The 19,732-nt window shown below is 62.6% G+C and carries 18 protein-coding genes; 9 read left to right on the top strand and 9 right to left on the bottom strand.

The window, feature by feature from the left end:
• Positions 1 to 63 precede the first annotated feature (63 nt).
• Genes ACQKPS_RS08790 through ACQKPS_RS08780 form a run of 3 tightly spaced genes read left to right on the top strand, consistent with a single transcriptional unit; the run spans position 64 to position 2,975 of the window.
• Positions 64 to 1,470 carry an NAD(P)/FAD-dependent oxidoreductase gene (locus ACQKPS_RS08790; protein WP_427603666.1) on the top strand — a complete coding sequence of 469 codons (1,407 nt, stop codon included), beginning with the start codon at positions 64 to 66 and terminating at the stop codon, positions 1,468 to 1,470.
• Positions 1,471 to 1,502: 32 nt separating this feature from the next.
• Positions 1,503 to 1,844 (top strand): cupin domain-containing protein, encoded by a 342-nt coding sequence (locus ACQKPS_RS08785; protein ID WP_254483342.1) that lies wholly within the window; start codon positions 1,503 to 1,505, stop codon positions 1,842 to 1,844.
• 51 nt (positions 1,845 to 1,895) lie between these two features.
• Positions 1,896 to 2,975: a polyamine ABC transporter substrate-binding protein gene (locus ACQKPS_RS08780; protein WP_427603664.1), complete on the top strand. Its 1,080-nt coding sequence runs from the start codon at positions 1,896 to 1,898 to the stop codon at positions 2,973 to 2,975.
• A gap of 32 nt (positions 2,976 to 3,007) precedes the next feature.
• Here ACQKPS_RS08780 and ACQKPS_RS08775 read toward each other — a convergent pair whose 3' ends face one another.
• From ACQKPS_RS08775 to ACQKPS_RS08765, 3 genes are all read right to left on the bottom strand, one after another.
• The gene (locus ACQKPS_RS08775; protein WP_427603662.1) at positions 3,008 to 4,591 is read right to left on the bottom strand and encodes a peptide chain release factor 3; all 1,584 of its coding nucleotides are present in this window, start codon (positions 4,589 to 4,591) and stop codon (positions 3,008 to 3,010) included.
• A gap of 97 nt (positions 4,592 to 4,688) precedes the next feature.
• Positions 4,689 to 5,018, bottom strand: a complete 330-nt coding sequence (locus ACQKPS_RS08770) for a transcriptional regulator (protein WP_427603660.1) — start codon at positions 5,016 to 5,018, stop codon at positions 4,689 to 4,691.
• On the bottom strand, positions 5,019 to 5,333 hold the full coding sequence (locus ACQKPS_RS08765; protein ID WP_427603658.1) for a type II toxin-antitoxin system RelE/ParE family toxin: 315 nt from the start codon (positions 5,331 to 5,333) through the stop codon (positions 5,019 to 5,021). It lies immediately after the preceding gene.
• Between the two features lie 431 nt (positions 5,334 to 5,764).
• On the opposite strand from ACQKPS_RS08765, the gene ACQKPS_RS08760 reads away from it, so the two are divergent.
• From ACQKPS_RS08760 to ACQKPS_RS08745, 4 genes are read left to right on the top strand one after another with little or no spacing between them, the layout of a single operon-like run.
• Positions 5,765 to 6,478, top strand: a complete 714-nt coding sequence (locus tag ACQKPS_RS08760) for an ABC transporter permease (protein WP_054887588.1) — start codon at positions 5,765 to 5,767, stop codon at positions 6,476 to 6,478.
• Between the two features lie 13 nt (positions 6,479 to 6,491).
• Positions 6,492 to 7,406, top strand: coding sequence for a glycine betaine ABC transporter substrate-binding protein (locus ACQKPS_RS08755; RefSeq protein ID WP_427603656.1), 915 nt, complete (start codon positions 6,492 to 6,494; stop codon positions 7,404 to 7,406).
• A complete protein-coding gene (locus ACQKPS_RS08750; protein ID WP_054901077.1) occupies positions 7,403 to 8,056 on the top strand; it encodes an ABC transporter permease in 654 nt (217 codons plus the stop codon). The genes ACQKPS_RS08755 and ACQKPS_RS08750 overlap by 4 nt, the downstream gene beginning before the upstream one ends.
• Positions 8,053 to 9,210: a betaine/proline/choline family ABC transporter ATP-binding protein gene (locus tag ACQKPS_RS08745; protein ID WP_254483335.1), complete on the top strand. Its 1,158-nt coding sequence runs from the start codon at positions 8,053 to 8,055 to the stop codon at positions 9,208 to 9,210. Before ACQKPS_RS08750 ends, ACQKPS_RS08745 begins: the two co-directional genes overlap by 4 nt.
• A 118-nt stretch (positions 9,211 to 9,328) precedes the next feature.
• Here ACQKPS_RS08745 and ACQKPS_RS08740 read toward each other — a convergent pair whose 3' ends face one another.
• From ACQKPS_RS08740 to ACQKPS_RS08730, 3 genes are all read right to left on the bottom strand, one after another.
• Positions 9,329 to 11,749: a TonB-dependent siderophore receptor gene (locus tag ACQKPS_RS08740; protein ID WP_427603653.1), complete on the bottom strand. Its 2,421-nt coding sequence runs from the start codon at positions 11,747 to 11,749 to the stop codon at positions 9,329 to 9,331.
• 107 nt (positions 11,750 to 11,856) lie between these two features.
• Positions 11,857 to 12,819, bottom strand: a complete 963-nt coding sequence (locus ACQKPS_RS08735; RefSeq protein WP_427603651.1) for a FecR family protein — start codon at positions 12,817 to 12,819, stop codon at positions 11,857 to 11,859.
• A gap of 17 nt (positions 12,820 to 12,836) precedes the next feature.
• The gene (locus tag ACQKPS_RS08730) at positions 12,837 to 13,325 is read right to left on the bottom strand and encodes a sigma-70 family RNA polymerase sigma factor (protein ID WP_254483332.1); all 489 of its coding nucleotides are present in this window, start codon (positions 13,323 to 13,325) and stop codon (positions 12,837 to 12,839) included.
• A 506-nt stretch (positions 13,326 to 13,831) separates the two neighbouring features.
• Here ACQKPS_RS08730 and ACQKPS_RS08725 point away from each other — a divergent pair.
• Positions 13,832 to 14,995: a type III PLP-dependent enzyme gene (locus ACQKPS_RS08725; RefSeq protein ID WP_054887581.1), complete on the top strand. Its 1,164-nt coding sequence runs from the start codon at positions 13,832 to 13,834 to the stop codon at positions 14,993 to 14,995.
• Positions 14,996 to 15,048: 53 nt separating this feature from the next.
• Here the strand turns inward: ACQKPS_RS08725 and ACQKPS_RS08720 are convergent, their stop codons facing one another.
• The 3 genes from ACQKPS_RS08720 to ACQKPS_RS08710 form a co-directional block, all read right to left on the bottom strand.
• Positions 15,049 to 15,564 carry a hypothetical protein gene (locus ACQKPS_RS08720; protein WP_254483331.1) on the bottom strand — a complete coding sequence of 172 codons (516 nt, stop codon included), beginning with the start codon at positions 15,562 to 15,564 and terminating at the stop codon, positions 15,049 to 15,051.
• Between the two features lie 126 nt (positions 15,565 to 15,690).
• The gene (locus tag ACQKPS_RS08715; protein WP_254483330.1) at positions 15,691 to 16,440 is read right to left on the bottom strand and encodes a tetratricopeptide repeat protein; all 750 of its coding nucleotides are present in this window, start codon (positions 16,438 to 16,440) and stop codon (positions 15,691 to 15,693) included.
• Positions 16,441 to 16,443: 3 nt separating this feature from the next.
• Complete coding sequence (locus tag ACQKPS_RS08710; protein WP_427603648.1) at positions 16,444 to 17,124, bottom strand: Fe2+-dependent dioxygenase; 681 nt, start codon at positions 17,122 to 17,124, stop codon at positions 16,444 to 16,446.
• Between the two features lie 219 nt (positions 17,125 to 17,343).
• On the opposite strand from ACQKPS_RS08710, the gene ACQKPS_RS08705 reads away from it, so the two are divergent.
• Positions 17,344 to 19,653 carry a TonB-dependent receptor gene (locus tag ACQKPS_RS08705; protein WP_427603646.1) on the top strand — a complete coding sequence of 770 codons (2,310 nt, stop codon included), beginning with the start codon at positions 17,344 to 17,346 and terminating at the stop codon, positions 19,651 to 19,653.
• The last annotated feature ends 79 nt before the right edge of the window (positions 19,654 to 19,732 follow it).

Below are 19,732 nucleotides of genomic sequence, written 5' to 3'. Positions count from 1 at the left end.
ACAGGCACTGGCCGACACCACTAGCATCGCCCGCAGACCTTGATGGATGTGGAGCAAAACCCGATGCAATCCCTGCGCTCGCTCAGCCTGTGGATGGACCAGCTCGACGAGCCGCTGTGCGCGCGCCCTGCCCTGCGCCAGGACCTTGAAGTCGATGTGTGCATCATCGGCGCCGGCTACACCGGGCTGTGGACCGCCTATTACCTCAAGCGCCAGGCGCCACAACTGAACATTGCGCTGATCGAGGCCAACATCGCCGGCTTCGGCGCCTCGGGGCGCAACGGTGGCTGGCTGATGGGCAACCTGCTCGGCGAAGACCGCCTGCTGGCCACCCTGTCGCCGCAACAGCGACGCGCCAGCATCGACCTGCTGCATGGCATCCCCGATGAAGTGCACAGCGTGCTGCAGCGCGAAGGCATCGATTGTGATTACCGCAAAGGCGGCGTGCTGTATTGCGCTGCGCGTTACCCCGAGCAGGAACGCAGCCTGCGCGCCTATCTCGACGACCTCTATCGCCAGGGCATGACCGAGGACGACTACCGCTGGCTGCGCCCCGAGCAGCTGGACGCGCAATTGCGGGTCAGCAATGCCTATGGCGCGATCTACAGCCCGCACACCGCGACCATCCACCCGGCCAAGCTGGCCCGTGGCCTGGCCCGGGCGGTGGAAGCGCTGGGCGTGACCATCTACGAGAACACCCCGGCCATCGACTGGCAGCCCGGCGAAGTGCGCTCGCCCCTGGCGCGCATCCGCTGCCAGTGGATGGTGCCCGCGGTTGAAGGCTACGCCGCCAGCCTGCCGCCGCTGGGCAAACACCAGTTGCCGGTGCAGAGCCTGCTGGTGGCCACCGAGCCGCTGCCAGAATCGATCTGGGAGCAGATCGGCCTCAGCCAGGGCCAGGCCTTCAGCGAGAGCAGCCGCCAGGTCACCTACGGCCAGCGCACCGCCGACAACCGCCTGGTGTTCGGCGCCCGCGGCGGCTACCGCTTCGGCGGCCGGCTGCGCGAAGACTTCAGCCTTGACCAGCACGAGATCGAACTGCGTCGCTATCTGTTCAGCGAACTATTCCCGCAGCTCAGGCACGCACGCATCACCCACACCTGGGGCGGCAACCTGGGCATGGCGCGGCGCTTCCGCCCGCACATGCTCTGCGACCGCCAGCGCGGCATCGCCCTGGCCGGCGGCTACGGTGGCGAAGGGGTCGGCGCCACCAACCTCGGCGGGCGCACCCTGGCAGCACTGATCCTCAACCAGCACAACGAACTGACTGCGCAACCCTGGGTGCTCGACGACCGCCCAGTGACGAGCCTGGCCAGCTGGCCGCCCGAACCCTGCCGCTGGCTCGGTTACAACGCCATCATCCAAAGCTTCGTCCACGAGGACCGGACCCTCGCCAACCCCGCCAGCGCGCCCTGGAGGCGGCGCCTGGCCAGCTCGTTAGCGGACTTCATGGAAGGCTTCATGCACTGACTTCCCTTTCCCCGACACAGGATCCACCGGTCATGAGCATCACCCACTTCAAACACACAGGCACCGCCGTGCTCGACTGCTCCAACCCGGTCGCGGTGCCGCTTGGCGAACCCGTTGCAGTGGCTTCGGTTACCTGCGTGGAGCGCAATGATGGCGTCGAAACCGGCATCTGGGAGTGCACCCCCGGGCGCTGGCGCCGGCAGATCGTGCAGCAGGAGTTCTGCCATTTCATCAAGGGCCGCTGCACCTTCACCCCCGACGGTGGCGAAACCTTGCTCATAGAAGCCGGAGACGCCCTGATGCTACCGGCCAACAGCACCGGCACCTGGGATATCCAGGAGACCGTGCGCAAGACCTACGTTCTGATTTTCTGATCCGCTGATCGCCTGCCTTCGATAACAACAGACAAAGCAAGGTATCCCGATATGCGCATGTTCCTGTTCGCACCCCTGATGCTGGCGGCCAGCGTGGCCAGCGCCGCTGAAACGGTGAAGATCTACAACTGGTCCAGCTATGTGGCACCCGACACGCTGAAAAACTTCCAGCAAGCCAGCGGCATCGTCCCGACCTACGACGTGTACGACAGCAACGAAACCCTCGACGGCAAGCTGATGACCGGCAACTCCGGCTACGACGTGGTATTCCCGTCCAACCACTTCATGGCCCGGCAGATCCAGGGCAAGGCCCTGAAGCCACTGGACAAGTCGCAGCTGCCCAACTGGCACAACCTCAACCCGGTGCTGATGAAGGCGCTGGAAGTCAACGACCCGGGCAACCAGTACGGCTTCCCGTACCTGTGGGGCAGCACCGGCATCGGCTACAACATCGACAAGGTCAAGGCAGTACTCGGCGACAATGCGCCGGTGGACTCCTGGGACCTGATCTTCAAGCCGGAGTACATGAGCAAGCTGAAGAGCTGCGGCGTCGCAGTGCTGGACAACGGCCCCGAACTGCTGCCGATCGCCCTGAACTACCTGGGCCTGCCGCATCACAGCCAGAACCCGGCCGACTACGACAAGGCCAAGGCGCTGCTGATGCAGGTGCGGCCTTACATCAGCTACTTCCACTCGTCGAAGTACACCGGCGACCTGGCCAATGGCGATATCTGCGTGGTGGTGGGCTTCTCAGGGGATGTGCTGCAGGCGAAGAACCGCGCCGAAGAGGCGAAGAACGGAGTGAAGGTGGGGTATTCGATCCCCAAGGAAGGTGCGCCGATGTGGTTCGACATGGTGGCCATGCCTGCCGATGCACCGGATGAAAAGGCCGGGTATGCCTACATGAACTACCTGCTGCAGCCGGAGGTGATGGCCAACATCAGCAACCACGTGCAGTACGCCAACGGCAACCTCAAGGCGGACGGGCTGGTGGAGCCGGCGATGAAGGGTAATACGATGATTTACCCGAGCGAGGAGGTGATGGGCAAGCTGTATGCGCTGGAGGCGATGCCGGCCAAGATCGACCGCATCAGGACCCGGATCTGGACCAGTATCAAGGCAGGCAACTGAAATGGGGCCGCTTTGCGGCCCCAATTCGGCGATCAGTGGTGCTCGCGGGTAGCGCGGAACTTGATGTCCGGCCAGCGCTCTTCCATCAGCGCCAGGTTGACCCGGGTCGGCGCCAGGTAGGTCAGGTGACCGCCACCGTCGATGGCCAGGTTTTCCATGGCCTTGTTCTGGAATTCCTCGAGCTTCTTCTTGTCGTCGCAGCCGATCCAGCGGGCCGACCACACGGTGATCGGCTCGTAGGCGCACTCGACCTTGTACTCTTCCTTCAGGCGGCTGGCGACCACGTCGAACTGCAGCACACCCACCGCACCGAGGATGATGTCGTTGCTGCGCTCCGGGAAGAACACCTGGGTCGCACCTTCCTCGGCCAGCTGTTGCAGGCCCTGACGCAGCTGCTTGGATTTCAGCGGGTCCTTCAGGCGCACGCGGCGGAACAGCTCCGGGGCGAAGTGCGGGATACCGGTGAAGCCCAGCGCCTCGCCTTCGGTGAAGGTGTCGCCGATCTGGATGGTGCCGTGGTTATGCAGGCCGATGATGTCGCCGGCATAGGCCTCTTCCAGCTGCTCACGCTCGGAGGAGAAGAATGTCAGCGCGTCGCCGATGCGCAGGTCCTTGTTGATCCGCACATGGCGCATCTTCATGCCCTTCTCGTACTTGCCCGAGCAGATGCGCATGAAGGCGATACGGTCGCGGTGTTTCGGGTCCATGTTCGCCTGGATCTTGAACACGAAGCCGGTGAATTTCTCCTCCACAGGCTCGACGGTGCGCTCGTTGGCCACACGGCCCAGCGGGCGCGGTGCCCAATCGACGACGGCGTCGAGCACGTGGTCGACACCGAAGTTGCCAAGCGCAGTACCGAAGAACACCGGAGTCAGCTGACCGTTGATGAACTCTTCCTGGTTGAACTCGTGGCAGGCGCCCTGCACCAGCTCCAGTTGTTCCACGAACGAGTCGTACTGGTCGCCCAGGTGCGCGCGGGCCTCGTCGGAGTCCAGCTTCTGGATGATCTTGGCTTCGGTGCGCTCGTGACCATGGCCCGGGGTGTAGACCACGATGTAGTCGCCGGTCAGGTGATACACGCCCTTGAAGTCACGGTAGCAACCGATCGGCCAGGTGATCGGCGCGGCCTTGATCTTAAGGACGGCTTCGATCTCGTCGAGCAGCTCGATCGGGTCACGGATGTCACGGTCGAGTTTGTTGATGAAGCTGACGATCGGCGTGTCACGCAGGCGGCACACGTCCATCAGGGCGATGGTCCGCGGCTCTACACCTTTACCGCCGTCCAGCACCATCAGCGCCGAGTCCACCGCGGTCAGGGTGCGGTAGGTGTCTTCCGAGAAATCTTCGTGGCCGGGGGTGTCGAGCAGGTTGATCATGTGCTCGCGGTACGGGAACTGCATCACCGAAGTGGTGATGGAGATGCCGCGCTGCTTCTCCATTTCCATCCAGTCGGAGGTGGCGTGGCGGTCGGACTTGCGCGACTTCACGGTACCGGCGACGGCAATGGCCTTGCCCATCAGCAGCAGCTTCTCGGTGATGGTGGTCTTACCGGCGTCGGGGTGGGAAATGATTGCGAAAGTGCGGCGCTTCGCGACTTCGGCGGCCTGGTTGGTCATGGGAAATCGCCTGACTGGGGGATTTGAAAGGGGCGATATCATACCTGAAGTTGGGCGGGGACCAAAATTTGATCCCCCAACCGGTCCATTACAGGAATTAAGCGCGTTGCTCCTGATCTTCAAGGAAACCGTCAAGCGTGACGGGTGGGCGCCCTGGAATATGCGCAACCAGCTCCAAAGTCCCGCCCAGAGCCTCCACATAGCTGCGCAAGGTGGAAATCAACATGTCACTCCGCTTCTCCACTTTCGAAACATTGCCCTGACGGATATCCAGACGCTCCGCCATCCCTTCCTGGGTGACTGCCAGTTGCCTGCGCAATGCTTGCAAGGTCATTTCTTCACGGATCAGTTCACGACCGCGGGCTTCAACCCTGGCTCTACGCTCAGGCGAAAGCTCGTTCATAACCTCATCGAGTGTTTTCATCATTCAATCTCTATACAGATGCCGTTCGAAACGCGCGTCAGCACGACCGATCAGGCTGCGGTAAAACCTACGCTCACTAATGCCTGCCTTATCGCCGGCTACCAACAGCAGCGCACAGCGTGATGGATCAAAGGCGAACGCTACCCGCCACACGCCATCGCCGACACTGAATCGCAACTCTTTCATGTTCGAATGCCTTGAGCCTTTCAAGGAATCCACACGGGGTCGCCCCAGAGCCGGGCCGCGGCAGGCAAGCAGATGGAGTTGAGCCAGCAGCTCATCCTGAACCTCCAGTGCCAACGCCTTGAATTCGATCATGAATTCCGGGCACATCCTTATAGACCACACCACAAAATACCCTCTGAGGAATATTCTCTCAAGTGAATATCGAGAGAATTTCAAAGCAGATATTGCTCGGCGGGACAAACGGCTGGATAGCAGGTAATTCAACGCCTTGATGTAGGAAAGGCGCTTATTTTTCGCGTGAAATTTCCAAGACGCCAGTGATTAACGCTGGCCAAATGCCGCCTCAGATGGGAACCTTTACGCCCACGGAGACGTCCATTCCCCTGCAACCCGCTTCGCTCGGGGACTGGTTTCATCAGCATTTTCGGGCCCGACGGGGTTCGGCTCATGGCCTGAGCGCAGCCTTCGGCTGCCTCACGCTGCTACTCGCGAACACACCACCCGCCGCCAGCACTGGCCGGCCACCAAGAAGTGTGCTCGCCGACAACACAAGGAGTCCGCCTGTGGCTACACGCTACGGAAAAGGGCTGTTGGGATGGGCCGCCGTGCTCGTCATCCTGGCCCTGCTGATCCACTGGATCGGCATCGACACGATCGCGCGTTATCGCGACGATCTTGGGTTCTACCTGCAAGCGCACCTGGTACTGGTGCTGGCTTCGATGGCGGCGGCGCTGGCCGTGGGCATCCCCGCTGGCATTGCGCTGAGTCGACCGCACCGGGTCGACAAAGCCGAGCGCTTCATGCAGTTCTTCAACGTTGGCAACACCATCCCCCCCCTGGCCGTTCTGGCCATCGCCCTGAGTATCCTGGGCATCGGCGCCGGGCCTGCGATCTTCGCGCTGTTCCTCGCCTCCCTCCTGCCCATCGTGCGCAACACCTACGAGGGCCTGAAAAACGTCCCCGCCTCGCTCAAGGAAGCCGCCACCGGCATCGGCATGACCCCACGCCAGCAACTCTGGCAGGTGGAACTGCCCAACGCCGTGCCGATCATCGTCGGTGGCGTGCGTGTGGCCTTGGCGCTGAACGTCGGCACGGCGCCACTGGCATTCCTGATCGGTGCCAACAGCCTGGGCAGCCTGATCTTCCCCGGCATCGCCCTGAACAACCAGCCACAACTGCTGCTCGGCGCCGCCTGCACCGCCCTGCTGGCGCTTGTGCTGGACGCTGCGGTGAGTTTCTCCAGCAAGCGCTGGCTGGAACGTGGCCTGGCTGGATAACACGAGGGAACCCATGAACAAGAGAATCGCCTTGCTGCTCGGCGCGGCCCTGCTGTTTGCAGGATTTGCCCAGGCAGCGGAAAAACCACTGATCCGCATCGGTGCGCGGGTGTTCACCGAACAGACCGTGCTTGCCGAAATCACCGCACAGTACCTGCGCGCCAACGGCTTCGATGTGCGTGTCACCTCTGGCCTGGGCAGCAGCATCGCACGCCAGGCCCAGGAAACCGGCCAGCTCGACCTGATGTGGGAATACACCGGTGTGTCGCTGGTCTCGTACAACCACATCGACGAGCGCATGCCCAGTGCCGAGGCCACCTACGCCAAGGTCAAGGAACTGGACGCGAAGAAAGACCTCATCTGGCTGACCCCATCGAAGTTCAGCAACACCTACGCCCTGGGCTTGCCCAAGCAGGTGGCCGAGGCTTATCCACAGGTCAACACGATCAGCGACCTCAACCAGGTGCTGCGTGACGAAAGCCAGCGCAAGCATCTGGTGGCACTGGACACCGAGTTCGCCAACCGTCCGGACGGGCTGGTCGGGCTCAAGGAGATGTACGACTTGCATGTGGGCCGCGCCAACATCCGCCAGATGGATGCCGGGCTGGTCTACACCGCCATGCACAACAACCAGGTGTTCGCGGGCCTTGTGTACACCACCGACGGCCGCCTGAGCGCGTTCAACCTCAAGCTGCTGGAAGACGACAAGCACTACTTCCCCGACTACACCGCCGCCCCGGTGGTGCGCAAACAGGTGCTCGACGCCAACCCGAAACTGGCCGGCCTGCTCAAGCCGCTGGCCGAGCAGCTGGATGACGAAACCATGCGCCAGCTCAATGCCAAAGTCGACGTCGAGCACCAGAGCCCGACCACGGTGGCCGCCGCCTTCCTGCGTGAGCACCCACTGCAAAGCGAGGTACAGCCATGAGCCTGCTCGACACATTCGCCCACCTCGATTGGGCTCAGGTGCTGCAGCTGACCTGGCAGCACATCATGCTGGTCGGCGTCGCCGTGGGCCTGGCGATCATCGTCGGCGTACCGCTGGGTATCCTGATGACGCGCTTCCCGGCCGTCGCCGGCCCGCTGCAAGCCAGTGCCACGGTGCTGCTGACCATCCCTTCGATCGCCCTGTTCGGCCTGCTGCTGCCGTTCTATTCCAAGTTCGGCCAAGGCCTCGGGCCGCTGCCGGCGATCACGGCGGTATTCCTCTATTCGCTGCTGCCGATCCTGCGCAACACCTACCTGGCGCTGACCAACGTCGAGCCCGGCATCCGTGAAGCCGCACGGGGCATCGGCATGACCTTCGGCCAGCGCCTGCGCATGGTCGAACTGCCGATTGCGGTGCCGGTAATCCTTGCCGGGGTGCGCACCGCCGTGGTGATGAACATCGGCGTCATGACCATCGCCGCGACCATCGGCGCTGGCGGCCTGGGCGTGCTCATCCTCACCTCCATCAGCCGCAGCGACATGTCGATGCTGCTGGTCGGCGCCGTTTTGGTCAGCCTGCTGGCGATCATCGCCGACCTGCTCCTGCAAACCCTGCAACGTGCCCTGACTCCAGAAGGACTGCGCTCATGATCGAACTCAAGAACCTCAGCAAAACCTTCAACGTCAACGGCAAGGACGTCAAAGCCGTCGACGCGGTCAGCCTTACCGTCAACGAAGGCGAAATCTGCGTTTTCCTCGGCCCTTCAGGCTGCGGCAAGAGCACCACGCTGAAGATGATCAACCGCCTGATCACGCCCACCTCCGGCCAGGTGTTCATCAATGGCGAAGACACCAGCGCGCTGGACGAAGTCACCCTGCGCCGGCACATCGGCTACGTGATCCAGCAGATCGGCCTGTTCCCCAACATGACCATCGAAGAGAACATCACCGTGGTCCCGCGCCTGCTCGGCTGGGACAAGCAGAAATGCCACGAGCGCGCCCGCGAGCTGATGCACATGATCAAGCTCGAACCCAAGCAGTACCTGCAGCGCTACCCCCGCGAGCTGTCCGGTGGCCAGCAGCAGCGTATCGGCGTGATCCGTGCGCTGGCGGCAGAAGCGCCGGTGCTGCTGATGGACGAGCCGTTCGGCGCGGTCGACCCGATCAACCGTGAGATGATCCAGAACGAGTTCTTCGAGATGCAGCGGGCGCTGAACAAGACCGTGATCATGGTCAGCCATGACATCGACGAGGCGATCAAGCTGGGTGACAAGATCGCCATCTTCCGCGCTGGCAAGCTGCTGCAGCTGGACCACCCGGATACCCTGCTGGCGCACCCGGTGGATGACTTCGTGAGCAACTTCGTCGGCCAGGACAGCACGCTCAAGCGCCTGTTGCTGGTACGTGCCGAGGATGCGGCGGACAACGCGCCCTCGGTAAGCCCGCAGACGCCGGTGAGCGATGCGCTGGAGCTGCTCGATGAGCACGACCGCCGCTACGTGGTGGTGACCGACGGGCAGAACAAGGCGCTGGGGTATGTGCGCCGGCGTGACATGCACCGCCAGCAAGGCACCTGTGGCGACTTCCTGCGGCCGTTCAATGCCACGGCGTCGCATGACGAGCACCTGCGCATCCTGTTGTCGCGGATGTACGAGTTCAACCGGGCCTGGTTGCCGGTGCTGGATGCCGAACAGGTGTTCCTGGGTGAGGTGACTCAGGAATCCATTGCGGCTTACCTGAGCTCGGGGCGCTCGCGGGGGGCGAAGACCAGCATTGTCTCGCCAGCTGAGGCGGTGGTCTCTTAATCGCTGAGGGCGCTTTGCGCCCCATCGCGACCTCTGGTCGCTCCTACGGGGGATCGCGTTTCCCTGTAGGAGCGACCAGAGGTCGCGATGGGCCGCAAAGCGGCCCCAGTATCTGGGATCAGAACCCTACACTGGCCTGCACATAGAAGGTCCGCGGCTCCCCCACATAGATGCCGGCATTGTTGTCGCTGGAGCGGGTGAAGTACTGCTTGTCGAACAGGTTCTTCACTCCCGCCGCCAGCTTCAGGTTGGACATGTCCGCCCCGAACTCATACCCGCCACGGGCATGCCAGGTCACATACCCTGGAATATCGCCATACTGCCCATCGGCACTCGGCTCGGTGATGTAGTCACCGTTGAAGCTGCCATCGGCATTGATCCCGGTCCCTGGCGCACGCTGCCTGGACTGGGCGTAGGCATCCAGATTCCAGGTCCAGCGGTTGATCGCATAGCGCACCCCGGCAGTGGCCACCTGACGCGAATAGAACGGCAGGTCACGCCCTTTGAAGCCGGGAATATCCCCTTCATAGGTCGCGCGGGTATAGGTGTAGCCACCGCTCACCGACAGCCCCTCCAGGCGTGAATCCAGCCCGGCCAGGTCATAACGTGCGGATGCCTCGATGCCCTGGTGCTTGGTCGCGCCGAGGTTGGTCCAGCCCACGTCGTTGCTGATGTACTGCAGCTCGTCATCGAAGTCGATGTAGAACGCCGTCAGCTCACCGGCGAAGCCACCGTTGTCATAACGGGTACCGAGCTCGTAGGTCTTGGCCTTTTCCGGCTCCAGACCGTTGGCCGTGCTGTTGCCGGTGCCGCCCTGGCCCAGCTGGAAGTACTGCAGGCTGCCGAACGAGGTCTCGTAGTTGGCGAACACTTTCCACGCATCGGAAATGTGGTACATCACGCTCAGCGCTGGCAATGGCTCGTTGCTGGTGATGCTGCGCTTCTTCTCCGGCACCGGCTGGCCGTTGGCGCCGAGCACCGGGCGGTCGCGCCAGTCGGTATTGATGTGTTCGAAGCGGATGCCCGGGGTGATGGTCCAGTTGCCGACATCGATCTTGTCATCGATATAGTAGGCACTGGCTTCGGTACCACCGCTGCGGTCCTGGAACACGTGGCCGTCGGAGGTCGGCGTGGGCGTCGGCACATTGTCGATCAGCGCCAGGCGGGTCGACTGCTCGCGCATGGCTTCTTTCAGGTAGCGATAACCGACACTGACTTCCTGAGTGGTAGGGCCGGCGAAGAAGATCCGCGACACCCGTGGCTCAATGGCGAAAGTGTGGTAGTTGCGCGGGTAAGACGACAGGGTCTTCATGTCACGGGCGGCGATGGCGCTGCCACGGAAGCTGTCGGTGTAGTAAGTCAGCACTTCGAACTGAGTGGCATCGTCGAGCTGGCGCTGCCACTTGAACGACACGTCCTTGCGCCGGCCGGCGAAGTAGTCGTAGTCGCGCAGCGACTGGTACGGGTTGCTGTCGTACTGAGCCTGGGTCAGGCCACCGGGCATGTCGGCACGGCCATCGTAGTAGTGGAAGTTGAGCCAGAACTCATCGACGTCGGTGGGCGCCCAGTGGGTCTTGAGGATGACGTCGTCGATGTCGTTGCCGTTGTTGCTTTCGCGATAGCCGTTGCCGTTCACACCGGTATAGAGCAAAGCCACACCCATGCCATTGTCGGCAGTGCCGCCAACGAATGCCGACTCGGTGTGCTTCCAGCCACCATGCCGGGAAGTTTCCAGCGTGGTGGACAGTTCAGCCGACGGCTTTTCGGGAATCGCCCGGGTCACGAAGTTGATCACCCCGCCGACGTTCTGCGGGCCATAACGAACAGAGCCCGCACCGCGTACCACGTCGATGCTGTCGAGGTTGCCCGAGGAGATCGGTGCCATCGACAGCTGCGGCTGGCCGTAGGGCGCAAAGGCTGCCGGAATGCCGTCGATCAGCACGGTCGAGCGCGGCGACAGGCGCGAGGTCAGGCCACGCACACCCACGTTCAGCGACAGGTCACTGCCACCGGTGCCGTTGCTGTCCTGCACCTGCACCCCCGGGATGCCGCGCAGCACGTCACGCACGTTCATCGCGCCCTTCTCTTCCATCGCCTCGCGGCGAACCACGGTACGCGCGCCAGGGTGGTTCTGCACCACGGCCTGGTCGGCATCACCCAGCCAGTCACCGACCACCTTCACATCGGTAGGCGCCAGTTCCAGGCTGCCGGTGGTAAGCGTGCCGGCAGCCTGGGCCGGTTTCACCACTACCGTGTCTTCGGTTTTCTCGTAGGTCAGGCCGCTACCCTGCAACAGTTGCTGCAGGGCTTGCTCCGGCGCCAGGTTGCCGGACACCGCCGGGGCCTGCTTGCCGGCCACCAGTTCGGGGCTGAAGAACAGCTGCAGGTCAGTCTGCTGGCCCAACTGGCTCAGCGCCGAGGCCAGCGGCTGCGCCTGGATCTGGATTGGGCTGTCGGCCTGGGCTTTCACGGTCACGGCACTGACCGCCAAGGCCAGCGCCAAAGCGCTCAGGCGTGGAAACGTCTTGTTGTTGTTCACGTCGTCGAAACATCCGGAAGAGGGAATAAACGCCAACCGCATGCAAATGGAAATGCTTGGCAGTTGCAGCTGACGGGGAAGACGAACGAGCGGAAAAAAACCTGAATCTATTTCGCGATTATTTCGCGGGAACCGTCTTCATGGGCCTTGATCGCCACCGGCAGGATGCTCGGCAAGGCGCGCAGCAGTGCGTCCGTGTCATCGGTGCTGAAGGTACTGGAGAGGCGCAGTTGGGCAACCTTGCCAGGCGCCACGCGCAAAGGCTGGGTGCGGTAGCGCGACACTTCGGCTACCACGTCGGCGAGGGTGGCGTTGTCGAATACCAGCTTGCCCTGGCGCCAGGCGGTCAGCTTGGCGGGGTCCACTGCATGGGGCGCGGCGACTCGCCCATGGGCATCGATAGAGGAACCCTGACCTGCACCCAGTTGCGCCAGCGAAGTGTCGCGGCCCTGCACGCGCACCGAGCCCTGTTCGACCGCCACCCGGGTAGCTGCGGGATCCAGGCGCACATCGAAACGGGTACCGGTGACGGTCACGCTGCCTTGGGCGGTGTCGACCACGAACGGGCGGCTGCGGTCAGGGGCGACGATGAACATCGCCTCACCTGCGTTCAGTTGAACATGACGACGACCTGGGCTGAAATCGACATGCAGCTCGGTTGCGCTGTTGAGTTCAAGGCGCGAACCATCCGGCAGCTCGACCTGCCGTCGCTCGCCAAAGGCGGTCTGCAGCTGATCCTGGTGATTGAGCTGTTGCTGCTGCCAGGCCGTCCAGCCCAGCCCCAGCGCCACCACCGCCACACTGGCCGCCAGTGCCTGGCGCAGCAGGCGCCGTTGCGGCAGCTGGGGGATCGGGTCCGGCTCGCACAGCGCTTCGAGGCGCTGGCGGGGGATCAGCTGCGCCGCGCTCCAGACCGTGGCCAGGGCATCGTATTCGGCACGATGGCTGGGGTCGGCGGCCAGCCAGGCACGCAGCTGCTTTTGCAGCGCGGCATCGCGCGGCGCGTCCTGTATGCGGACGAACCATGCGGCCGCCTGCTCACGGACCGTCTCGGAACCGTGCTGTTTCATGGGAATGGTCTCCTGACTCATCGTGCTGACACATCCAAGTGCTCACGCAGATGTCGGAGCGTGCGAATCATATACTTTTCGACCATGTTCCTGCTCAAACCCATGCGCTCGGCGATCTCGGCCTGGCTCAAGCCCTCGAGCTTCTGCCAGATGAACACCCGGCGGCAATTGAGCGGCAACTCGGCCAGCGCCCGCTCGACGCTGTCGGCCAGTTCCAGGGCATGGACGTAGGCTTCCGGATCGTCGCTGGTGGCCACGCCTTCATCGAAGGCCTCCAGCGCCAGGCTCTGGCGCCGGTCTTCGCGACGAAAGCCGTCCACGGCGATGTTGCGGGCGGTCTGATGCAGGTAGGCACGGGGCTGCTCGACCTGTTCGCGCGGGTTTTCCAGCACCCGGACGAAGGCATCGTGCGTGAGGTCCTCGGCCTGCTGACGACTGCGCAACTTGCGCGTCCAGGTGCCGATCAGCTCATGGTAGTGGTCGAGGAAGCCTTTGTGTACGGACACGTTCAGGGTCGTCAGGGAGGCGGATCAGGGTGCGAATAGTAATGTTTCTCATCCATAACGGCAAATCTGCCCGACGGTAACAAAAAATTTATGGCGTTTTTCATGCACGGCAGTGCCAGGGAAATGTGGCCATAAATATGAACACCACAGGCCCCTTCGCGGGTAAGCCCGCCCCCATACGAATTGCGAAAACCCTGTAGGAGCGGGTTTAGCCGCAAAGGGGTCAATGCGGTCTATTCCACAATTTTTTACGCCTGAAACACCCGCGGGAACATCAGCGGGTCACGTGTGTCGGCTATTCAACGGCCAGGGCGTCGATCCACGACGATCGGCCCCGGATTGCCTGTTGATTCTGCATTCTTCACGCCCTAAAGTGCGCGCCGAACGTCCATGCTGGAAACGATCCATCCGGCTCAAGTACTGAGTAGGCGAACCAAAGTGGGGATACGGAGGACGTTCAGTTTGCAGCCACTTAATCATTCAGTTTGCCCATGGAGTCCCTGAGCATGTCGATCCAGGTCGAAGACTATTTCGCGCGTGACACCTTTCAGAAAATGAAGGCGTTCGCCGACAAGCAGGAAACCCCGTTCGTACTCATCGACACCCAGATGATCAGCCAGGCCTATGACGACCTGCGCGCTGGTTTCGAATTCGCCAAGGTGTACTACGCGGTCAAGGCCAACCCGGCCGTCGAAATCATCGACCTGCTCAAGGAGAAAGGCTCGAGCTTCGACATCGCCTCGATCTACGAGCTGGACAAGGTCATGGGCCGTGGTGTCAGCGCCGACCGCATCAGCTACGGCAACACCATCAAGAAGTCCAAGGACATCCGCTACTTCTACGAGAAGGGCGTGCGCCTGTATGCCACCGACTCGGAAGCCGACCTGCGCAACATCGCCAAGGCCGCACCGGGTTCGAAGGTCTACGTGCGTATCCTCACCGAAGGCTCGACCACGGCCGACTGGCCACTGTCGCGCAAATTCGGCTGCCAGACCGACATGGCCATGGACCTGCTGATCCTCGCCCGTGACCTGGGCCTCGTGCCTTACGGCATCTCCTTCCATGTCGGTTCGCAACAGCGCGACATCAGCGTGTGGGATGCGGCCATCGCCAAGGTCAAGGTGATCTTCGAGCGCCTGAAGGAAGAAGACGGCATCGAGCTGAAGCTGATCAACATGGGTGGCGGCTTCCCGGCCAACTACATCACCCGTACCAACAGCCTCGAGACCTACGCCGAGGAGATCATCCGCTTCCTCAAGGAAGACTTCGGTGACGACCTGCCGGAAATCATCCTCGAGCCAGGCCGTTCGCTGATCGCCAACGCCGGTATCCTGGTCAGCGAAGTGGTGCTGGTCGCACGCAAGTCGCGCACCGCCGTCGAGCGCTGGATCTACACCGACGTGGGCAAGTTCTCCGGCCTGATCGAAACCATGGACGAAGCCATCAAGTTCCCGATCTGGACCGAAAAGAAAGGCGAAGCCGAAGAAGTGGTCATCGCCGGCCCGACCTGCGACAGCGCCGACATCATGTACGAAAACTACAAGTACGGCCTGCCGTTGAACCTGGCCATCGGTGATCGCCTGTACTGGCTGTCGACCGGTGCCTACACCACCAGCTACAGCGCAGTGGAATTCAACGGCTTCCCGCCGCTGAAGGCTTACTACCTGTAAGCATCTGTAGAGCATGTGCCATCGAGCGCCGCCCTGGCGGCGCTCGATTGGTGTCAGATCGGCTGATAGTCAGCCAAGGTAAACTGCTGGGCGTTCATCTTCGAATCCGATGCCGCCAGATAAGTCACCTTACCCTGAACCAAGCTGCTGTCCGTCAGTGAGCCAACTGCCCGCCCCCTGTGATCACTCAGGGTGAACACCGGCGCCCCGCCGCTCGCGGAACGGTCGACCACATCGATTTTCCAGAACACGTCACTCGCCACCGAACCGTAGAAGCCCAGGTAACCCTTGCTGCTGCAGTCCAGATGCCGCTTGAAATAATGCGAGTTCCTAGTCGCGCAACTGACCCGGTAATGGCCGCTGTCGCCATGCTGGCCAAGGAAGTCGAAGCGTAGCGTGGCTGGCAGGAAATTCAGCGAAAGGGTATCGTCAGGCGGCAGACAGAGCCATCCGGAACTGTCCACCTCGAGCAATTGCCGCTCGATCAGCAAGATCGGCACTCTCTGTTTACTGCCATCCTGCCCCTCCAGCCTCGCTGTAAATGATTGCTGCAGATTGATTGTCGTCATGGTGACCTCCCGGAGATGAATAGCAAGGCAATCGCAGCCGTTTGGCTTGCGCGGTGCCGTGCGACTCTGCTCCGTCGTCACCCCGGGGAGAACCTGGAACGGCTCCCATGAAGGCCAGGCCCCTGATTACTCCCCGCGCCGCTCGATCTCTTCGGCATATTGCTGCGCAAACGCCGTCATCACAGGCCCTGCTCCCTGCAAGGTCACCAAGGCAGTGCGCAAAAAGTTCAGGTTACCCTCAACCCGTGCGCGCTCCAGCCAAGCCCCGGCCTCTGCCATGTCTCCCCGCTCGGCCAGCACCATCGCCAGACTGAACATGCCGCGGAAATCCCCTGCTTCGGCCGAGCGCCGATACCAGCGCACCGCCCGCACCGGGCTCGGCGCGGTGGCAATGCCATGCTCCAGGTAGCGCCCGTACAGGTTCATCGACTTGGCATGGCCCATCTGCGCGGCCTTCTCGTAGCAGTGCAGCGCCTGGGCCTGGTTGGCTGGCAACCCACGCCCGGTGGCCAGCAGGTTACCAAGGTTGTACAGCCCCCAATCCAGCCCGGCATCGGCGGCACGGGCATAGTGGATGGCCGACTGCGGCAGGTTCACCTCGCCCCCCCAGCCATGCTCCAGGCAGCGACCGAGCATGTTGTGCGCCATGGCACTGCCGCCCTGGGCGGCAATGCCGAACCAGCGCCGGGCGACACCAGCATCCTGCGCGATACCACGGCCGTCGAGCAGAATCTGCCCGAGCAGCAACTGTGCCTCGACCATGCCCTCCCCCGCCGCCGCCAGGATCGCCTGGGCTGCCTTGCCGGGGCTGTGTTCGAGCATCGCCTGCAGGCCGGCAGCATCCACCACTTCTTCACGACGCAGCTGATAGGACACGGCTCAGACCTCGGCCCAGCGGCGCAGCAGGTTGTGGTAGGCGCCGGTCAGCTGCAGCAAGGACGGGTGGTCCGGCACATCGGCGGTCAGTTGCTGGATGGCATTGTCCATCTCGAACAGCAGCGCACGCTGGCTGTCCTCGCGCACCAGGCTCTGGGTCCAGAAGAACGCCGCGTAGCGCACCCCACGGGTTACCGGGTTGACCTTGTGCAGGCTGGTGCCCGGGTAGAGCACCAGGTCACCGGCCGCCAGCTTGACCTGCTGCTCACCGTAGGTGTCCTGAATCACCAGTTCGCCGCCGTCGTAACTGTCCGGTTCGCTGAGGAACAGGGTCGAGGACAGGTCGGTGCGCACCCTCTCCGGGCTGCCCTTGGGCTGGCGCAGGGCGTTGTCGATGTGGAACCCAAAGTTGCCGCCTTCTCGGTAGCAGTTGATCAGCGGCGGGAACACCTTGTGCGGCAAGGCCGCCGACATGAAACGCGGGGTCTGCCACAAGCGATCGATCAGGGCACTGCCGATTTCCTTGGCCAGCGGGTGCCCTTCCGGCAGTTGCAGGTTGTGCTTGGCTTTGGCGGACTGGTAGCCGGCCGTGACCTTGCCATCGGCCCAGTCGGTCTGCGCCAGCGCCTCGCGGATACGCGCCAGCTCATCGGCGTCGAACAACCCTGGGATATGAAGCAGCATGGCGGCGGCACCGTTAAGATCAGTAATGCGCCAATGATATTGATTCCCTTTTGCGATGCAAAGCCCTTGGCATGCCTTAGACGATTCAGCGTCCATAAACCGTAAAGAGAATATGTAAAGATTGTAAATTTATGGCGAATGGTAACGAGTCTCAATTGTTCCTTACAAATCCTTACATTAACATCCGCGGCCTTCACACCTTGGGGAAGGCCTACAACAATGCGTCACGTACCATCTGCAGTGAGCTCACCACGCCTGATCGTCACAGCCATCGGTGTCGCCTTCAGCGCTTCCGGCGCCTATGCCGCCGATCCAGCCGCCAGCAACGCCATCACCCTCGACGCCACCAGTGTCAATGGCAAGGCTGAGCAGGCCAGCACCGATTACAAGGTGGAAAAGGCCTCCTCGCAGAAGTACACCGCCCCGCTGGTAGACACCCCGCGCTCGGTCACCGTGATCCCACAGCAAGTGATCAAGGACACCAACGCCCTGACCCTGCAGGACGCGCTGCGCACCGTGCCCGGCATCACCTTCGGTGCCGGCGAAGGCGGCAACCCGCAAGGCGACCGCCCGTTCATCCGCGGCTTCGACGCCCAGGGTGACACCTACCTGGACGGCGTGCGTGACACGGGCGCCCAGACCCGCGAAATCTTTGCCATCGAATCGGTCGAAGTGGCCAAGGGCCCGAACTCGGCCATTGGCGGCCGCGGCGCCGCCGGCGGCACCATCAACCTGGTGAGCAAGCGCGCACACCTGGGCAACTCGCTCGACGGCGCCTGGACCTGGGGCAGCGACCAGACCCAGCGTTACACCTTCGATGGCAACTACCAGTTCAGCGATACCGTTGCCGGCCGCCTGAACCTGATGACCCACGAAAGCAACGTCGCCGGCCGTGACAAGGTTAATTACGACCGCTGGGGTATCGCCCCGTCGCTGGCCTTCGGCCTGGGCACCGCGACTCGCGTCAACCTCGATTACTACCACCTGGAAAGCGACGACCTGCCGGACTCGGGTATTCCGTACAGCATTCCGACCGCTGGCAGCGCCGCGCGTACTTCTGCTCACCCGAGCAAGCCGAACGATGGTGGCGACAGCGACAACTTCTATGGCCTGACCGATCGTGACTTCCGCAAGAGCCGTGTCGATATCGCCACCTTTGCCATCGAGCACGACCTGACCGATGCGCTGACCATCAAGAACACCTTCCGTCACGGCAACAGCATGCAGGATTACATCCTGACCCAACCCGACGACAGCAAGGGCAACGTCAACAATGGCAGCGTCTGGCGCCGCGCCAACACCCGTGTCGGCAACACCTCCACCACCACCAACCAGACCGACCTGTTTGGTGAGTTCTACCTGGGCGGCCTGAAGAACAGCTTCTCCACCGGTATCGAGCTGAGCCGTGAAGAAAGCGAGCGTGAAACCTACAACGTTGACACTGACACCGTCCCAGGTGGCGCCGCAAACACTAACTGCACCCCGGGCATGATCGGCGCTACCAGCGGCTACAACTGCACCTCGCTGGGCAACCCGAACCCGGGTGACCCGTGGAACGGTGCAATCTCGCGCAACTACGCCGGCACCAACACCAAGAGCAACACCCGGGCCATCTATGTGTTCGATACCCTCGAACTGTCGCCACAGTGGCTGCTGAACATGGGCCTGCGCTACGACCACTTCGACACCCAGTACCGTGGCTACAACGCCGACGGCAGTACTGTAGTGAACAGCAAGGGCATCGCCTCCAAGGGCAAGGACACCAGCGAGTTCGTCACCGGCCAGCTGGGCCTGGTGTGGAAGCCGGCCGACAACGGCAGTATCTACGTGTCCTACGCCACCTCCGCCACGCCACCCGGTGCGATGCTCGGCGAAGGCATGGAAGGCAACCCGCTGGGCAACACCACCGATCGCAGCGGCAACCTGCTGAGCAGCGACATGGAGCCGGAAGAAACCACCAACTACGAAATCGGCACCAAGTGGGACCTGCTCGACGAGCGCCTGTCCCTGGCCGCGGCACTGTTCCGCACCGAGAAAGAAAACGCGCGCGTGCAGGTCAACACCACCACCTACGAGAACGTCGGCGAAACCCGTGTGCAGGGTATCGAACTGTCGGCCAGCGGCAAGATCACCGACAAGTGGCAAGTATTCGCCGGCTACACCTACATGGAGGCACGCCAGATCGACGGCGGCCCGCTGGGCGCGGCCAACGACGGCAACCAGCTGCCGAACACGCCGAACAACAGCGCCAGCCTGTGGACAACCTACTCGATCACGCCGAAGCTGACCGTCGGTGGCGGCGCCTTCTATGTGGATGACGTGTACGGCAGCGTGGCCAACACCACCATGGTCGACAGCTATGTCCGCTACGACGCCATGGCCGCTTACAAGTTGACCAAGAACGTCGACCTGCAGTTGAACGTGCAGAACCTGACCAACGAGGTGTACTACGACAAGGCCTTCTCCACCCACTTCGCCAACCAGGCGGCCGGGCGGACTGCATTGTTGACCACCAGCGTCCACTTCTGACGAAACACCGCCGAGCCCCGTTCATACCTGTGAGCGGGGCTTTTGCGTATCAAGGCATAATGCTCGCCCTGCGGTCCGC

Origin of the sequence: Pseudomonas sp. NPDC086566 (genome assembly GCF_050280885.1) — a bacterium.
In the GTDB taxonomy this organism is placed as follows: Bacteria; Pseudomonadota; Gammaproteobacteria; order Pseudomonadales; family Pseudomonadaceae; genus Aquipseudomonas; species Aquipseudomonas vlassakiae.
This window is presented reverse-complemented; position numbering and strand designations above follow the sequence as displayed.